The organism is Acinetobacter brisouioides (assembly GCF_004331075.1).
In the GTDB taxonomy this organism is placed as follows: Bacteria; Pseudomonadota; Gammaproteobacteria; order Pseudomonadales; family Moraxellaceae; genus Acinetobacter.
Genome location: NZ_SJNX01000003.1, coordinates 86,445 through 104,704 on the forward strand (window position 1 = coordinate 86,445; position 18,260 = coordinate 104,704).

Genomic DNA, 18,260 nt, shown 5'->3' on the forward strand with positions numbered 1-18,260 from the left:
ACAACTTTATGTCTGTATACAAATATTACCGAATTTTTACCAACTTTGTTGTGCGATTCGATAGGTTTCTGCATTTTTTACTATCTGCTCAAAAAAAATTAACAATATATGATGATCTAAAGATCAGGTTATTTTTCTTAAGCACAATGCTAACATACTGCATTTTTATAGATAAATCAAAAAGATGTTTAAATAGCCTGCGCATCTTTTATTTATTTCCTGTTCATCAGGACATGTTAAAGCAACGCTCTTAATGCCACATCAAAGTGGCATTTATTTAAGCTATATTCGCTATTTCGCCTCAAAAATTGGCTATTTTTGCGTTTTCCCAATCACAGTTGCAATTAATTGTTCGACCACCTGTGGATCTGCAAGCGTAGATGTATCTCCTAGACTATCGAGTTCACCCATCACAATTTTACGCAAAATACGCCGCATAATTTTGCCTGAACGGGTTTTTGGCAAAGCACTCGCCCAGTAAATGGCATCAGGCGTTGCAATCGGCCCCAAGACCTTACGCACCCATCGAACCAAGGCTTCTCGTAATTGCTCCGACTCAGCATAATCAGCTTGCAAGGTAACAAAAGCACAAATCCCCTGTCCTTTAACTTCATGCGGCATTCCCACCACGGCGGCTTCTGCAACCGCTTCATGTGCAACCAGCGCACTCTCAATTTCGGCAGTTCCCAAACGATGCCCCGATACATTCAAGACATCATCTACCCGTCCCGTAATCCAGTAGTAACCGTCTTCATCACGGCGCGCGCCATCTCCTGTAAAATAATAGCCTTTATAAGTCAGAAAATAGGTTTCTATAAAACGCTGCTGATTGCCCCAAATACTGCGCATTTGCCCCGGCCATGAATCCTTAATCACCAAATTACCTTCACCCACGCCTTGTATTTCACAGCCTTCTACATCCAGCAAGGCGGGCTGAACGCCATAAAATGGACGGGTTGCAGAACCTGGTTTTAATGCCGTTGCACCAGGTAAAGGGGTTATCATCATGCCACCCGTCTCAGTTTGCCACCATGTGTCTAAAATTGGGCAGCGCTCCTCACCAACGACATGATAAAACCAGTGCCATGCTTCAGGATTAATCGGTTCACCTGCGGTTGCCAACAAACGTAAAGTACTGCGATTACTTTCCCGCACATAGGCATCGCCTTCACGCATCATGGCGCGAATCGCGGTGGGTGCTGTATATAAAATCGTGACTTTATGTTTATCAATAATATGTCCGATGCGTGCCCATGTTGGGTATTGTGGAATTCCCTCAAACATCAGTGTGGTTGTGCCCGTTGCCAGTGGTGCATAAACGGCGTAGGAATGTCCCGTAATCCAGCCAATATCAGCGGTACACCAGTAAACATCATCTTGTTTTAAATCAAAAACCTCTCGAAAAGTTGTGACTGCATAGACTAAATAACCCCCTGTGGTATGCAGTACACCTTTGGGCTTACCTGTTGAACCCGAGGTATACAAAATAAAGAGTGGATCTTCAGCCTGCATCGGTTCAGGCGGGCAAATTTCATCGACCTCCATTTGCAGCATGTGATACCACAAATCGCGTTCAGGATAAAAATTGATGGGATTGCCTGTGCGATGTACCACAATCACATGCTCAACTGTTGCTGTGCCTGATTGTTCCAATGCCAGATCGACATTTTGTTTGAGTGGTAACAGCTTGCCACCCCGCATGCCAGCATCGGCAGTGATGATCATTTTGGCTTGGCTGTCTTCAATTCGACTCGCTAGAGCATCGGGAGAAAACCCGCCAAATACCACGCAATGCACTGCCCCAATTCGCGCGCACGCCAACATGGCAATGGTGGCTTCACTAACCATCGGCATATACAAAATCACCCGATCGCCTTTAGAAATGCCATATTTTTTCAAGGCATTGGCAAAACGGCAGACTTCGCTATACAACTCTTTATAAGAAATAATTTTATGTCGCGAAGGATGATCCCCTTCCCAAATAATCGCAGGTTTATGTGGATGCTCTTTTAAATGCCGATCTAAACAATTAGCACAGACATTGAGCTGACCATCGGCAAACCACTCGATTTTAAAATGCTCAGGGTCATAACTGGTATTTTTGACTTGTGTAAATGGCTTGATCCAGTCGATATACCGAGCCTGCTCTGCCCAAAAATGATCTGGATCATCAATCGATTGTTGATAGCGCTGAAAGTATTCGTGTTCCAACGTACGCGCAGTTTTTTTGAATTCTTCGGGAACGGGATAAATTTCTTGCATAGACTGACTTCCTTGAATAGATAGTGCAGTTTCATCATGAAATGCATGTTGTTTTTGTTTGTTATTTTTCCACCATAAAGATTATTTAAGTACAATATTTCAACACAAGGCACACTTGTATCGTATAATTTTTGTACATGACTTCATTCTAGGGAAAGACCGTATGCCATCTCAAAATTCAGCGTCTTTTTTTGGTAAAGCCACTCCCCAGCATGCTCACACACTTTTGTCTTGTGAAGGTCGGCTTGGTCGTCTGAGCTATATCGCCCGTTTTGGTTTTTTGCATTTCCTGTTTATCGGCATGCTTTCTGTGGCAGCACAAGGGATGCATTTGATCAACTGGAATACAATGATGCTCCGCACGTCCCATCTGCCAGAGCCTTCTTTTTTCATGTTGACTGGTGGGCTCATTTTATTGTTGTTGTATAGTTATCTTATGATTGTCTTTATGATTCGGCGGTTACATGATCTGAATCAAAGCGGCTGGATGAGCCTATTACTCCTCATTCCGATGCTTAACCTCCTGTTTAGCCTGTATCTGGTTTTGGCACGAGGAACACCTCATGCAAACAATTATGGATTAGTTCCTCACACTGCTTTTTGGGAGAAGCTCTGTGCATGGTTAGTCATTGTGTTATTTATCATCAGTCTGGCAAGCAGTAGTATGCGTATTTCCTACATGATGGGTACAGGTGAATTGGAGAGCCCACATCAAATCATGAAACAGGGTATGCAATATTTCTAAGATTACTCTACGTTTCTTTACTCAACTTTATACTTTTTAAGGCAGAATATAGCGCTTTGAAGTTTGGAACAAATCGACGTGGCAGAGCATCAATCCTCAACCATACAAAATGTGGCACAAGATACCACTCAACTGCTACAAGAAGCGGGCAAAAAAACCACGCAAACAGTATTGGAACATAGCAGCAAGTACCATGACGCTTATACGACTATCGACAAGATCATGGACAGTTTCTGGGAACGCGTTCCTTATATCTGTATTGCAATTGTGGTCTTTATCATTTTCTGGTTATTGACCAAACTGTTTAAATTTTTTGTGCGTAAAACGCTGGAAAATCGCTCCTATACTCGCCAAAACCTGGTTTTAGTACTCAACCGAGTCGGTACATCTGCCATTTTATTCTTTGGTTTCCTGATTGCGCTCGTAATTTCAATTCCAGGCTTTACCCCTGGGCAACTGATGAGTGCTTTGGGAATCGGTTCGGTCGCCATTGGTTTTGCTTTTAAAGATATTTTTCAGAACCTGCTGTCAGGGCTTTTAATTTTGCTCAGCGAACCTTTCCGTATTGGCGATGACATTATCTGTAATGGTCTGGAAGGAACGGTTGAAGATATTCAGATTCGCGCCACTTTTTTACGTTCTTATGATGGTCGCCGCATCGTGATTCCAAATGCCACGGTTTATACCAGCGCGATTACGGTCAATACTGCCTATCAGCGTCGCCGCTGTGAGTTTATGGTCGGGATTGGTTATGAAGACGATGTGAAAAAAGCCAAAGAGATTATTTTAAAAATTCTGGATGAAAACCGTAATGTGTTGAGCCAGCCTGCTTTCTCGGTGAATGTCACTGCTTTAGCCGATTTCTCGGTCAATCTGACGGTACGCTGGTGGGTAGATACCACAGAAACCACGATTGCTGCCTCAGCCAGTGAAATTCAGGAACATGTCATGCTGGCTTTTGAAGAACACCAGATTTCGATTCCATACCCAATCCGTGAAGTGAAAGTGCATCGTGCCGAGCTGCATACGGATGAAATTGCCGTGCAAGCATCAGGCAGTTAAACGCCCTAAAACATACGAGACCGCTGTTTCAGTTCTTAAAATACGGTTGCCCAAACTAAAACTTTGGCAGCCGTTTTTTTCGAGTAAATCAACCTCATAAGGAATAAAACCACCTTCAGGGCCAATCAATAACTGACAATGCTGTGCCTGTAATTTAGACATACCCTGATGGGCATAAGGATGTGCCACAAAACTCGGACACTCTGCCGTTGTCCACTCTGACAAGACATCTTCCACGAACGGTTTAAAACGGCGATACAGCTCAATTTTAGGCGCAATCGTATCTCCCGCTTGTTCCAGACCCAGCGTAACGTAATCATCCAGCTGTTGTAAAAATGGCGTTTGCCAGTAACTTTTATCGACACGATAACTATGGATCAGTACTAGCTTTTCCACGCCCAAGGTCACACTGTCCATCACCAGACGACGTAACACTTTCGGGCGGGGCAAAGCCACAATGAGCGTCACGGGCAATTTTTCAGGAATCGCCAATTCCTGTACGGGTTTGACCAGCACTTGCTCCGCCGAAACTGCCAGCACTTCAGCCAGATAGCGTTTGCCTTCCCGAATACCCACCTTTAGCTGATCACCGACTTTGAGATTCAAATGTTGCTGCAAATGCTGTAACTGACGGGGTTCACGAATTGCCCAAACATCACTTTCGGGTGGCTGAGCCAACAAAACCAGATTCATACGCTTGCCAAGAACTGATCAATCAGTTGAATATGGCGCAGCACCGAACCTTGATTGCTGTGCAAAATTGTGGTGGCATGTTGTAGCATGTGTTGGCGCTGTTCAGTATTTTCGAGCAGAGCAAGGAGTTGTTCCTGTGCTTGCACCGCATCCTGTACAATTTTGACCGCATCTTGTTTAACAAACTCATCCACAATCACTTGGAAATTAAAATAATTTCTTCCCAATACCGTTGCAACATCGAGCGCTACAGGCTCTAAAATATTGTGCCCACCCCCAGGTTCATTCAACGAACCACCAACATATGCCACCTGACTCAAGGCATACCATAACCATAACTCACCCATGCTATCTGCCAGATAGACCTGAGTATTGACATCAACAGCCTGCTGTAAACTACGACGCTTGGTATTCAAACCCAATTGCTGCGTAATCTGAAACACTTCATCAAAACGCTCAGGATGGCGAGGAACAACAATACACAATAAATTTTGGTCTGCCTGTAATGCAGCTTTCAGTTCAGTTAACAGTTGTAGTTCTTCAGGGGCATGAGTACTGGCAAGTACCATAATTTTGCGGTTGCTTAACTGCCAATCTTGTTTTAGCTGTGCTGCTTTGGTCACAACCCATTCAGGCGCATGAATATCAAATTTGACATTGCCCGTAATGCTCATCTGTGTCGTAGATTTACCCAAATCGGCAAAGCGCTGCAAAGTTGCCTGATCTTGCGCTGCAATCCAGTTCAACTGGCTCAGCATCGGATACGTCAAACGTTTGAATCTGGCATAACCTCTAGCCGACTTTTCAGAAAGACGCGCATTGAGTAAAAGCTGTGGAATACTGCGCTGCGCCACGCATTGCAGCAGATTTGGCCATAGCTCAGTTTCTATCAATAATAAAATTTTGGGTTGGTAACGATCAATAAAACGTTCCAGTAAATCTTGCTGATCTACAGGTAAAAATACCGCTTGAAACAGTTCAGGATAGCGCTGCGCAAACAAATCTTTTGCCCGCGCCTGACCTGTGCGCGTAGTATTGGTGATTAGAACAGCCTGACCCTGCTGTAAATAATGCTCAATCAAAGGTTGTGCAGCATTGGTTTCCCCAACAGAAACTGCATGAAACCAGATCACCTGACGGTTTTTCGGGGTTTGAAAAGGGCCAAAACGTTCCGTTAACTCATTTTGAAAATCTGCAAGATGCCCTGAGCGTTTGTTTAAACGCCAACGATACAATGGCTTAATACATGCTAAAAACCAATTGTACCAAAAGGGGGTTTTAAAAAGAGGAACGGGCTGGGTCATCCAAATCTGAAGTCACAAAAAATTTGTGCCTATTATGCGTAAATTTTCTCAAAAGAACAGATGCAATCTGCAACAAGAAAAAAGCCAATGTAAATTCCTACATTGGCTTTTTGAAACATTTACAAGAAACGATTACAGCCCTTGTTTTAAGCTCGCTTCAATAAATTTGTCCAGATCACCATCTAAAACTGCGCCTGTGTTGGAGTTTTCAACACCTGTACGTAAATCTTTAATGCGTGAGTCATCCAGTACATACGAACGAATCTGACTACCCCAACCAATATCTGATTTTGAATCTTCAAGTGCCTGAGCCGCTTCGTTACGCTTACTCATTTCCAGTTCATACAATTTAGCACGTAACTGTTTCCACGCATGATCACGGTTGGCATGTTGTGAACGCTGGTTCTGACACGCCACTACAGTCCCTGTTGGAATGTGCGTTAAACGTACCGCAGAGTCGGTTTTGTTAATGTGCTGACCACCTGCACCCGAAGCGCGGTAAGTATCGGTACGGACATCGGATGGATTGATATCAATTTCGATATTGTCATCCACTTCAGGAGAAACAAACACCGCAGAGAATGAGGTATGACGACGGTTACCTGAGTCAAATGGTGACTTACGTACTAAACGATGTACACCAGACTCGGTACGCAACCAACCATAAGCATACTCACCTTCAACACGAATGGTTGCAGATTTAATCCCTGCAACATCTCCATCCGACTCTTCCATCAATTCAGCTTTAAAACCGTGACGCTCAATCCAGCGCATATACATACGTAATAACATCGAAGCCCAGTCTTGTGCTTCTGTACCACCTGAACCTGCCTGAATTTCCACATAGCATGGATTTGGATCCATCGGATTGCTAAACATACGGCGGAATTCAAGTTTTGCCAGTTCTTCTTCGGCAGAAGTGAGTTCAGCCTGTACATCTTCCAGCAGGCTTTCGTCATCGGCTTCCACAGCCAAATCCAGCATGGCTTGCGCATCTTCAAGTTGTGTTGCCAAACCATCTAGGACATTTAAGACGTTTTCCAGTTCACCTTTTTCTTTAGCCATCGCTTGCGCACGGCTTTGATCATTCCAGATCGCAGGGTCTTCAAGTTCACGTAGGACTTCTTCTAAACGTTCTTTTTTTAGATCGTAGTCAAAGATACCCCCGTAGTGTTTGACTACGATCGGTTAAATCCTTTAATTGGTTTAGATACGGATTGATTTCCACGTGAAATTTCTCTCTACAGCCATAAAATTTGTGGCATTTTAACATAGAGTCCAAGCTGACGATATGCTGGCATTTTTGAAAAATATCACTGCTGTTTGAGCATAATCAGCACACGGGCAATAGCATACTACATATCTTGTAACAAAAATATTTGATGCTTATTTAAACTAAAATCACAGAGTCCATACACTATTAATAAAACACTACATTTTATATTTTAATTTATTATCAATATGTTAATTTTAATTTTTTACATACATTTACTTTCGTACTATTCGATTACTTTCTTTAAATTGACCCATTAGCATTTTTCACTACACTTAAAGTTGTAACAAAAAATGAAAATCAGGCTTTTTAAGGAAAAAGTAATATGAAAAAAATACTGATTGCAACGACAGCACTTTTTGCAGGATTAAGTGTAACTAGCGTGGCAAATGCCTACCAAGCTGAAGTTGGTGGTTCTTATAACTACTTAGACCCAGATCATGCCAGCGGTATTAGTCAGTTTGGTGTCAATGGTACTTATTATTTTAATCCTGTAGAAACCCGTAACGCGCCTTTGGCAGAAGCTGCATTTTTAGACCGTGCGAGCAACGTACACGCCAATGCCAGCTATGGTGACAACAGTGGTACGAAAAACACCACTTATAGTGGTGGCGTAGAATATTATATTCCAAACTCTGACTTTTACTTAGGTGGTAATGTTGGACGGAACGAATTCAAAGTCGATAATTCGAGTATTGACCTCAAAACTACGTTGTATAACGCTGAAGTCGGCTACTTACCTGCACCAGGTTTATTGGTTGCAGTGGGTGCGCAAGGTTATGACACCCGACATGGTAGCAATGGAGTTGATCCAACCTTACGTGCCAAATATGTGACTCAAATCGGTCAACATGACATTAACCTCGAAGCTCGTGGCGTATTCGGCGACAAGGAAAATAAACAGTACTATGTTGCAGGCAATTACTACATCGATAAAACGTTAAGTATTGGTGCAGACTACAGTAAAGATAAATCCATTAATCAAGACCAATGGGGCTTAACTGCGAAAAAATACTTTAACAATAACGTCAGTGTCGATGGTCGTTTAGGTTTCGGTAATGACTACAATACCTATAGCGTAGGTGCATCTTACCGTTTCTAAAATCACACATATAAAAAACCGCTCTATATGAGCGGTTTTTTATTGTTCTAAATGAATGATATGCAACTGCAAGTTGGTTGCGCCATTGAACGTGTTTTTTTCTAATCGATAGACCAAACGTACCTGCATTTGCATAGGATCAAACTCAAAACGATCAATCGCATTAAAGGCAATTGCATCAAGGCTTTGCCCATTTTCCATTCCTAAGCGGAGCTTTAAATGCCGCTCTTTGAGCCAGCGGTAATCCAAGACTGCAAAAGTCCCTTCAAAAGTCGGCAATGGAAATTTTTGCCCCCAAGGGCCAAGTTGCTCCAACACATCTAAAGTTTGTAGCTGCAAAGCATCACTTGGCAACTCACCATCTGTCCACAGTACCTCTTCAAATAACTGTGCATCCATATCTGCAATCAGCGCAGTAAATACTTGCTGAAATTCATCAAAATATTGTTTTTCAATAGTTAAGCCTGCCGCTGCCGCATGCCCACCAAAATAACGTACCAAATGCGGATGATGCTCGGCAACCAGTTCAATTGCATCGCGGATATGAATACCATCGATTGAACGTGCTGAACCTTTGAGATGTATACCATCTTCATCCGCCGCAAAAATAATACTTGGGCGATGAAACTGTTCTTTAAGCCGACCCGCAACGATCCCAATAACACCTTGATGCCAATGTGGTTCAAACATCACCAGTGCTGCAGGTAAATGTTCCTGATCTAAACGAATCTGCTCTAAAGTTTGCAGGGCATCTTGTTTGATTTGTGATTCAACCTGACGGCGCTCTTGATTGAGCTGATGCAGTTGCTGTGCAAGTTGGTACGCTTGCTGAGCATCTTGTGCCAATAGACATTCAATGCCAATGTCCATAGTTTCCATACGCCCTGCAGCATTGATTCGGGGGCCAAGTACAAAACCCAAATCTTGCGCCTGTAGCTGTGCGGGATCACGCCCTGAAATATCCAGCAGTGCCAATATACCTAAACGACATTGCTGCTGACGCATGCGTTGTACACCCGCATCCACCAAAATGCGGTTGTTATAGTCAAGACTTGCAACGTCAGCATAAGTGCCCAATGCCACTAAATCCAGATATTGGGTCAGCTGACTGCTACTTTTACCCTGCTGGCGGCGTAAACTGGCTAAATTCGCCAATACATAAAAAGCGACACCAACACCTGCGAGTGACTTGCTCGGAAAGTCACAGCCAAGTTGATTCGGGTTGACCACGGCATCAGCACTTGGCGTAGGTTTAGTGGTTAAGTGATGGTCAGTAATAATCACTTGCATACCGTACTGCTGAGCTTGTTCTACCCCTGCATGACTGGAAATGCCATTATCTACAGTAATCATTAGCTTGGGTTGATATTTTTCTTGTACTAAATCAGCAATTTTCGGAGTTAAGCCATAACCATATTTGAAACGGTCAGGCACGACATAATCAACTTTTGCACCCATGTCTCGTAGGGCTAATAACATCAATGCGGTACTGGTTGCACCATCAGCATCATAATCTCCCACAATGACGATCTGCTGCTGTTGATCAATCGCAGCATCTATGAGTTGAATCGCTGTTTGTAATCCTTTGAGCTGCGGGGGTAGTAAATGCTTGAGTTTAAGATCTAACTCTTGCGCTGAAGCCACACCACGGCGTGCCAAAATTTGGGCAATAAAAGGCAACATGCCCTGAAAATCTTCAGGGCGTGAAAGCAAAGGACGTTGTCTAATTTGTAATTTTTTCATTTATGGCATTAAACGTTGTAAAACCCATTGTCCATCTTGTAATTCATAGCGCAAACGATCATGCAAACGATTTGGGCGACCTTGCCAAAACTCATAGTTTTCAGGCTGTAAACGATAGCCACCCCAGAACTCGGGTTTATTCAGCTCAGTCTTGTCAGCAACAGCATCATACAAAATTTCAAAACGCTGTTGTAACTCTGCACGTCCAGAAATCACACCACTTTGTGGCGTACTGATATGTGCAGCAATTTGGCTGTCACGTGGACGTTTATGATAATAATCTGTCGATTCTACTTCAGAAATTTTGCTGACCCGACCATGTATACGGACTTGACGCTCTAGGCTTGGCCAGTAAAACAAAAACTCCGCATAAGGATTGGCAGCCAAGTCCAAACCTTTTTGACTGTCATAGTTGGTATAAAAGTCATAGCCTGCTTCAGTTGCCCCGCGCAATAACAAAGTACGCACATGTGGGCGTCCTTGAGCATCCGCTGTTGCCACAGACATCGCATACGGCTCATGTAAATTGGCAGCTAATGCAAAATTAAACCAGTCTAAGAATTGTTGATGCGGATGAGGCTGCACTTGAGTTTCAAGCAGTTCACCTTGTTCATAGCTTAAACGTAGTTCACTTAAATCTTTAATTACATCTTTCATCATTGCTTCCCCTAAGCATGTTGACGAATAAGATCTGCCAAGTGATTCGCCAGATCGGTCACTTCTTGTAATTGATCCCCTTCAACCATGACACGAATCAAAGGTTCAGTGCCTGACTTACGGATCAAAATCCGTCCACGACCCTTCAATTGCTGCTCAGCTTGCTCAAGTTCAGCCACCAAAGCAGGGATCGAAAATGGGTCAATCATCTGTTCCAAGCGCACATTGACCAGCACTTGCGGGAACAAGTGAAAACCTTCTACTAATTCATGCAGTGCTTTGTTTTGTTCAACCATCACGGTTAACACTTGCAGTGCAGAAATAATCGCATCACCTGTGGTGCTTTTGTCGAGGGTCAAAATATGCCCTGAAGGTTCACCACCAATCACCCACTGATTATCTTCAAGTGCTTGTAAAACATAGCGGTCACCGACTTTTGCACGGACAAATGGCACATTGGCTTTTTGTAATGCCAACTCGAGTGCCATATTGCTCATGACTGTTCCCACAATACCTTTGGGCTTCTGCGAGGCTTGAGTCGCCAGAATATACAGAATGTGATCGCCATCAATCAGGTTACCGAATTTATCAACCAAGATCACGCGGTCAGCATCACCATCAAAAGCAATCCCGATATCGGCTTCATGCTCAAGAACCGCTTTCTGCAAATTGCCTGGATGGGTTGAGCCACAGTCTTCATTAATATTCAAACCGTTTGGCTCATTATAAATCGCAGTGACTTTAGCACCCAATTCTAAAAATACGGCGGGCCCAACGTTATAACCAGCGCCATTGGCACAGTCCACCACAATCCGTAAATTACGTAAATTGAAATGATAAGGGAACGTTGATTTACAAAATTCGATATAACGTCCGTTGGCATCTTTAACACGGACACTTTTTCCGAGCTGCGCAGTGTCAGCAATCACGATATCTTTTTGTAATTCTTGATTAATCGCATTTTGTACGTCATCAGGCAGTTTTTTACCTTCGCCTGAGAAAAATTTAATTCCATTGTCATAATATGGATTATGTGAAGCTGAAATGACAATACCTGCATCAGCATGCAAAGCGCGTGTCAGATGCGCAATTGCAGGCGTTGGCAGTGGCCCAAGCAAATGTACATAGACACCTGCTGCATTAAGGCCTGCTTGTAGTGCTGACTCTAAAATATAACCGGATAAACGGGTATCTTTCCCCATTACTACCACAGGTTTATGCGTTGGATCTTGTTTTTTAAGAACTTTTCCTGCTGCAAAACCCAGTTTCAATGCAAATTCTGGCGTAATTGGAAGCTGACCAAATTTTCCACGAATTCCGTCTGTGCCAAAATAACTCATGCTGTTCTCACTGGTGTTCTTAGGTTTGTCGAGCAAACCATGTTTCGTCATACATAATTTGTAATACTTTACACCATATCAAAAAAGCCGTCAGTTGATGACGGCTTTTTACACATTTTTTTTACTAAAAACGCATTAACCTACACGGTAATTTGGCGCTTCTTTGGTAATGGTTACATCGTGTACGTGAGACTCTTGCATACCTGCTGACGTAATTTTTACAAATTTGGCATTTTCACGCAAATCCTGAATATTTGCAGAGCCTGTATAACCCATTGAAGAACGTAAACCGCCCATCATTTGATGCACAATCGCACTCATTGGGCCTTTATAAGGCACACGACCTTCAATACCTTCTGGAACCAATTTCTCAGCACCAGCTTTGGCATCTTGGAAATAACGATCCGCAGAACCTGAAGAACCTGCCATTGCCCCCAAAGATCCCATACCACGGTAAGCTTTGTAGTAACGACCTTGGAAGAACTCAACTTCACCTGGTGCTTCTTCAGTACCAGCCATGAGTGAACCGACCATAATCGTACTTGCACCTGCAGCAATCGCTTTCGCCATATCGCCAGAGAAACGAATACCACCATCCGCAATCAATGGAATCTGATCTTTCAACGCACTGGCTACATTGTCAATCGCTGAAATTTGTGGAACACCAATACCCGCAACAATACGTGTGGTACAAATTGAACCAGGACCAATCCCCACTTTCACCGCATCCGCACCTGCATCGAGCAATGCTAAAGCAGCATCGCCAGTGGCAATGTTACCGCCAATGACTTGAACTTGTGGATAGTTTTGTTTGACCCAACGTACACGTTCAATCACACCTGCTGAGTGACCGTGTGCTGTATCTACAACAATCACGTCCGCACCCGCATCAACTAGGGCTTCAACACGTGCAGGCGTTTCAACACCTGTACCGACTGCTGCGCCTACACGTAAGCGACCCAAGTCATCTTTACATGAATTCGGGAAAGATTCCGCTTTACGGAAATCCGTTACGGTGATTAAACCTTTTAAAGCATGGCTATCGTCAATAACCAAGACTTTTTCAATACGATGTTTTTGTAATAAGGCTTGAATTTCTTCTTTAGATGCACCTTCTTTGACTGTTACCAAACGCTCTTGTGGCGTCATAATATTGCTAACAGGTTGTTCAAGATTGGTTTCAAAGCGTACATCACGACCTGTTACGATCCCGACAACTTTGCCATCCTGCACTACAGGCACACCACTGATGTTGTTTGCTTTGGTAATTTCAATCAATTCGCGCACAGTTGTGGCTGGTGTAACCATAATCGGGTCTTTCACCATACCTGCTTCGAATTTTTTCACACGGCGTACTTCAGCGGCTTGTGCTGCAATATCCATGTTTTTATGAAGAATACCAATACCACCATTTTGCGCCATAGCAATTGCCATACGTGACTCAGTCACTGTATCCATAGCAGCAGAAACGAGAGGAATATTGAGCTGAATGCCACGAGTTAGGCGTGACTTAAGAGAAACATCTTTTGGGAGGACAGTAGAATAGGCAGGGACTAATAAGACATCATCGAAGGTTAGCGCTTCTTGAACGATGGTCAGCATAACAAACTCACTGGTAAATTCCGTGAGCTATTATAAACAAATTTCTCTTAAAAATGCATGTTCGGAGAAATGAAAATCTGCAAAAAACCCAAATGCCTTGGATTTTTTGCAATTCAGGCACAACTTAGAGTGGTACGCTAAAAATACGGTCATTCATAAGATCAATACCGCATTGAAGATTTTCAATCCAATCCAAGAACTGATTCACCTGCTCTTTACCTATAAATGCCGTACCGTGTTGTGGCACGATCATCTCTAAATCCAACTGACGAACCATCTTGACCCATAAACGGATGATTGAATTACTTCCCATATAACGCTGGTGGAAGCCCTTCATTTTTGGAATATGGTCACTAAAGTTTTGAATTGGAATATTAGCATCATCCACCATTGATGCCCCCATATCACCAGAAAACAAGATCTTAGCGACTGGATCATAAAACTGAAAATTACCCACAGAATGCAAAAAATGCGCAGGAATAGCCACCATAACACTGTTACCAAGTGGAATACGCTGCCCTTGATCTGGTAGTTCAATCAGACGCTCTTCCCAGCTACCCTTCATACGGTCACTCATAAATGACGAATTCAAGTGAGGTAAAAAGCGTGCCCAAAGTTTAGAAGCCACAATTTTTGCATCGGTATACACTAACCAGCGTGGCATAGAAGTAATAATGTCAGGGTCTTGGTGTGATGCCATGACATAGTCTAAGTTCTTCAGTTTGGTATATTTATTGAGTTCCATCGTCAGTGGAACATAAGTTAAATCTCCACCTGGATCTAGGACTGCTGCGCGTTCGTGGTCAATGATTAAAAACTGGTTGGCTTGTACCCCTTCGCCTTTAACTAGACTTGTGAAGCTAATGCATTTATGTGTACCGTTATCAAACAGTACCTGCGATGTTGTACGTTCAAACATCTTCCCTAGGCCCCAAAAAATGACTAAATTATTATCACGTATAAGTTATATGGATTTTGGTTTACATACAATCACAGATGATTAAAAATCTTTAACAAAATTTGCTAAATAGTCAAAAAGACTCAAAAAAATTGAGTCTTTTTCATCAAATCAAAAGATAGCTGACCAATAGTGCTGTGCCAAAGTGATCACGCCGACCGCAAGAAAAATAAAAGCACCAATTTTATGAATCAGGGCAATTGGTAATCTATCAGCAAGCTTATTGCCAATAAATACTGCAGGGCCATCCGCAAGCATCATCCCCACAGTAGTACCCATCATTACCAAAATGACACTATGGAATTGTGCAGCCAAAGCAACCGTTGCGATTTGGGTTTTATCCCCAATTTCTGCCAAAAAGAACAGAATAAAGGTTGCACCAAAGACACCTAGATGTTGCCATTTAGCAATACCATCAACTTCATCCTCAATTGAATCGGGAATCAGCATCCAGACTGCCATCGCAATAAAGCCGAGTGCCAAAATCCAGATCATGACATCTTGAGGGATAATTTGAGTTAACCATTGACCTAAAACAGCAGACAAACCATGGTTGAGCGTGGTGGCTGCCAAAATTGCAATTAAAATAGGAATCGGTTTACGGAAACGTGCAGCAAGCAGAAGAGCGAGAAGTTGTGTTTTATCGCCAATTTCTGAGATAAACACCGCTCCAAGAGAGAACAGGAAAGTTAACATACATTTTTCTCTGGCTAGCAAAATTTGCCTATGACTTACCCCTCCTGCTAGCCATGATCAGATATCTGATTGCGGAGTGATAAATCAAAGGTCTTGCCAACAAAAGAAAGCTTTGTAAAAAGCTCATTTGGTTCTTTGCTATGATGACCATGTTCGGTTCAGAACAAGTATGTTGACCATCATCTATTTACAGACGTAAATAGCGGCTACTCCCCAATGAAGTGTGTCAGTATTATATAAATCTAAATTTATTTTTCAAAACATTTCTTACGTTCCAATAAAGAAAAATAGATTTAATCTTATATCTGTCTTTCGTCCATCCATTTTCTTTCTCCCTATGGAAGACATACAAAGAAAATAAAATGCTTAGAAAGCAACTGAACGATGCCAATGACTCCCAGTTATCAAGGGAAAATCAGGAAATAAATTTAAAATAGCCCCAGACCATTAAGCGTATTAGTCCCAATAAAAATGCAAAATATAGACTCAACCCAACAAAACCAAAGCTGATCCAGCCTGCTGCACCCTGCACTTTCATACCACCATATTCAATAATTAATACAAAAATTGCAGCAATTGCCTCAATGCCTAGCACGCTATAACTGACCCATAACCAAGGAAAACTCAAGAAACTCACCCACACAAACATGAGTAGCAACACCAGCAGCACAAATGGCAACATCATCTTTAAATATCCCCAAAGATCGGGTACTTTGTCTTTCATCTTAATGACCAAATTGCTTTTATTTTCAGCTATTTTATGTTTTTTTCAGCCGTTGAGAAGACACCATTAGATGTATTTTTTAAATAATGTGCATAAAAAACCCCGCCGTAGCGAGGTTTTAAAGTCTAGTTCAGATGTAGATTAGAGCAACAAACTACGAATATCAGCCAATAGTTTAGTCAACTTATTGCTAAAACGCGCAGCATCTGCACCATTAATCACACGGTGGTCATAAGACAATGATAACGGCAACATCAAGCGTGGCTCAAACTCTTTACCATTCCATACAGGTTGCATGGTTGCAGGAGAAATACCCAAAATCGCAACTTGTGGCCAGTTCACCAACGGTGTAAACGCTGTACCACCGATTGCGCCCAAGCTTGTAATGGTAAAGTTCGCACCTTGTAAGTCTTTTGGTGATAATTTTTTATCACGTGCTTTCTTACTCAGCTCACCTAACTCAACCGCAATTTGCTTAATGGTTTTTTGGTCTGGGTTACGCAGTACAGGAACAGTCAACCCATCTGGTGTTGCAACTGCAATACCCATATGGATTTCATTGCGTAACAACACAGATTTACCATCATCTGCCAAGTGACCTGAAAACTCACGCTCTTCTTTCAGTAAGTGCGCAACCGCTTTAATAATGAATGCCATAATAGTCAAGCTAATGCCGTCTTTCTTAAAGTTACCTTTAAGATCATTACGCCATGTTTCAAGCTCGGTAATATCGGCAAGGTCAAATTGCGTCACTTGTGGAATAAAGTTATTCAATGACAATTGCGGAATCGACACTTGCTGCAAGCGAGTCAAAACTTTCTCTTCAACACCACCAAATGCACTAAAGTCTGGTAATGATGGCAAGCCTGACGCAACTGCTGCAGCCGCTTTTGGTGCTTCAACAGGCGCTGTCAAACGCTGTTTCACATAGGCATAAACATCGTCTTTCATGACACGACCATGCTCACCAGATGTTTTCACCTGTGCCAAGACCACACCAAGTTCACGTGCTAACTTACGAACCGCAGGGCCTGCATAGACTTTCGCATTTGCAGCTTGCTGTTCTTTGGTCAGCTTATCAGCACCTTGCGTTGCTGCTACTGGAGCTTCAACTTTCGCTGCAGGTGCTGCAACTTCAGCTTTAGCCGCTACAGGTGCAGGCGTTGCTGTCGCAACTGCTGCAGCCGCTTGACCTTCTGCTGCAATCGTTGCAAGCAAGACACCTTGTGATACGCTTTGACCAGACTGTAGGTGAATGGCTTTCACCACCCCTGCGACAGTACTTGGAACTTCAACTGTGGCTTTGTCAGATTCAACAACAACGAGGCTTTGGTCCACTTCAACTCTGTCGCCGACCTGAACCAAAATTTCAGCCACAACAGCTTTATCTACACCCAGATCAGGCACTTGAATTTCAACATCGCCTGCAGGTTGTGCTTGTTGTACTGGTGCAGCAACTTGAGCAACTGGCGCAGCAGATGCTGGTGTTTCTACTGATTGTGCAACAGATACTGGCGCAGCAGCAGAAGTTGTTTTAACTTTAATTAAAACTACGCCTTCTTTAACGCTGTCACCTTGTTTAACTTCAATGCTTTCAATCGTACCAGACACTGTACTTGGCACTTCAACAGAGGCTTTATCGGACTCAAGCAAAACAAGACTGTCGTTTTCTGCAATACTTTCGCCGACTTTTACCAAGATTTCAGCAACAAGGGCTTTTTCTACACCAATGTCAGGCACTTGCACCTCAACCACTTGACTGCTGGTTGCAGCCGCAGGTTGAGCAATGACTTGTGGTGCTGCAACAGGTGCAACTGTCTCAGCCACTGGTGCAGGTTTTGCGACTTCTTCAACTTTGGCAGGTGCAGTACCTTGTGCTTCCAGCTCTAGCAATACCGTACCTTCAGTCACGTTATCGCCTTCTTGAACCAAGATGCTTTTCACCACACCTGCTGAAGTGCTTGGCACTTCAACAGAGGCTTTATCGGACTCAAGCAAAACAAGGCTGTCATTTTCTGCAATGCTGTCACCGACTTTCACCAAGATTTCAGCAACAGTGGCTTTATCTACGCCAATATCAGGTGTTGTGATTTGCATGA

At 43.0% G+C, this 18,260-nt stretch carries 15 protein-coding genes and 1 riboswitch; of the genes, 3 read left to right on the forward strand and 12 right to left on the reverse strand.

Annotated features, from left to right (window positions below; all coding sequences use genetic code 11):
* Window positions 1-312: 312 nt before the first annotated feature.
* Window positions 313-2,262 (reverse strand): acetate--CoA ligase, encoded by a 1,950-nt coding sequence (acs, locus tag E0H77_RS05410; RefSeq protein ID WP_131375641.1) that lies wholly within the window; start codon window positions 2,260-2,262, stop codon window positions 313-315.
* Between the two features lie 163 nt (window positions 2,263-2,425).
* Between acs and E0H77_RS05415 the strand changes: the two genes are divergently transcribed.
* Both E0H77_RS05415 and E0H77_RS05420 read left to right on the forward strand, forming a co-directional pair.
* The gene (locus E0H77_RS05415; RefSeq protein WP_131375643.1) at window positions 2,426-3,007 is read left to right on the forward strand and encodes a DUF805 domain-containing protein; all 582 of its coding nucleotides are present in this window, start codon (window positions 2,426-2,428) and stop codon (window positions 3,005-3,007) included.
* Between the two features lie 102 nt (window positions 3,008-3,109).
* Window positions 3,110-4,069, forward strand: a complete 960-nt coding sequence (locus E0H77_RS05420; RefSeq protein ID WP_416240506.1) for a mechanosensitive ion channel family protein — start codon at window positions 3,110-3,112, stop codon at window positions 4,067-4,069.
* On the opposite strand, the gene E0H77_RS05425 is transcribed toward E0H77_RS05420, so the two are convergent.
* The 3 genes from E0H77_RS05425 to prfB form a co-directional block, all read right to left on the reverse strand.
* Window positions 4,058-4,762, reverse strand: coding sequence for a 16S rRNA (uracil(1498)-N(3))-methyltransferase (locus E0H77_RS05425; RefSeq protein WP_131375647.1), 705 nt, complete (start codon window positions 4,760-4,762; stop codon window positions 4,058-4,060). The two genes, E0H77_RS05420 and E0H77_RS05425, sit on opposite strands and share 12 nt — an antisense overlap.
* Window positions 4,759-6,066 carry a 3-deoxy-D-manno-octulosonic acid transferase gene (locus tag E0H77_RS05430; RefSeq protein WP_131375649.1) on the reverse strand — a complete coding sequence of 436 codons (1,308 nt, stop codon included), beginning with the start codon at window positions 6,064-6,066 and terminating at the stop codon, window positions 4,759-4,761. The genes E0H77_RS05425 and E0H77_RS05430 overlap by 4 nt, the downstream gene beginning before the upstream one ends.
* Before the next feature lie 132 nt (window positions 6,067-6,198).
* Window positions 6,199-7,294, reverse strand: a protein-coding gene (gene prfB, locus E0H77_RS05435) for a peptide chain release factor 2 (RefSeq protein ID WP_205677612.1) whose coding sequence is annotated in 2 segments (ribosomal slippage) — window positions 6,199-7,221 and window positions 7,223-7,294 — 1,095 coding nt in all. Because the reading frame shifts where the segments join, the coding sequence is not laid out codon by codon here.
* Between the two features lie 370 nt (window positions 7,295-7,664).
* Between prfB and E0H77_RS05440 the strand changes: the two genes are divergently transcribed.
* Entirely contained in the window at window positions 7,665-8,441 is a 777-nt protein-coding gene (locus E0H77_RS05440) for a putative porin (RefSeq protein ID WP_131312412.1), read from the forward strand.
* 39 nt (window positions 8,442-8,480) lie between these two features.
* Here the strand turns inward: E0H77_RS05440 and recJ are convergent, their stop codons facing one another.
* The 8 genes from recJ to E0H77_RS05480 all read right to left on the reverse strand — a co-directional run bounded on the left by recJ (window position 8,481) and on the right by E0H77_RS05480 (window position 18,258).
* Window positions 8,481-10,184, reverse strand: a complete 1,704-nt coding sequence (recJ, locus tag E0H77_RS05445) for a single-stranded-DNA-specific exonuclease RecJ (protein ID WP_131375651.1) — start codon at window positions 10,182-10,184, stop codon at window positions 8,481-8,483.
* A complete protein-coding gene (gene pdxH / locus E0H77_RS05450) occupies window positions 10,185-10,841 on the reverse strand; it encodes a pyridoxamine 5'-phosphate oxidase (RefSeq protein WP_131313152.1) in 657 nt (218 codons plus the stop codon).
* Between the two features lie 11 nt (window positions 10,842-10,852).
* Entirely contained in the window at window positions 10,853-12,181 is a 1,329-nt protein-coding gene (gene glmM / locus E0H77_RS05455; RefSeq protein WP_131375926.1) for a phosphoglucosamine mutase, read from the reverse strand.
* Between the two features lie 135 nt (window positions 12,182-12,316).
* Window positions 12,317-13,783, reverse strand: a complete 1,467-nt coding sequence (gene guaB, locus E0H77_RS05460) for an IMP dehydrogenase (RefSeq protein ID WP_131312414.1) — start codon at window positions 13,781-13,783, stop codon at window positions 12,317-12,319.
* 124 nt (window positions 13,784-13,907) lie between these two features.
* Window positions 13,908-14,702, reverse strand: coding sequence for an oxygen-binding di-iron domain-containing protein (locus E0H77_RS05465; protein WP_131312415.1), 795 nt, complete (start codon window positions 14,700-14,702; stop codon window positions 13,908-13,910).
* A gap of 150 nt (window positions 14,703-14,852) precedes the next feature.
* Complete coding sequence (locus E0H77_RS05470; RefSeq protein ID WP_131312416.1) at window positions 14,853-15,437, reverse strand: TMEM165/GDT1 family protein; 585 nt, start codon at window positions 15,435-15,437, stop codon at window positions 14,853-14,855.
* Window positions 15,438-15,519: 82 nt separating this feature from the next.
* Window positions 15,520-15,664, reverse strand: a riboswitch (yybP-ykoY riboswitch).
* Window positions 15,665-15,852: 188 nt separating this feature from the next.
* Window positions 15,853-16,161, reverse strand: coding sequence for a hypothetical protein (locus tag E0H77_RS05475; RefSeq protein ID WP_131375653.1), 309 nt, complete (start codon window positions 16,159-16,161; stop codon window positions 15,853-15,855).
* A gap of 141 nt (window positions 16,162-16,302) precedes the next feature.
* Window positions 16,303-18,258 (reverse strand): 2-oxo acid dehydrogenase subunit E2, encoded by a 1,956-nt coding sequence (locus E0H77_RS05480; RefSeq protein WP_131375655.1) that lies wholly within the window; start codon window positions 18,256-18,258, stop codon window positions 16,303-16,305.
* Between the last annotated feature and the right edge of the window lie 2 nt (window positions 18,259-18,260).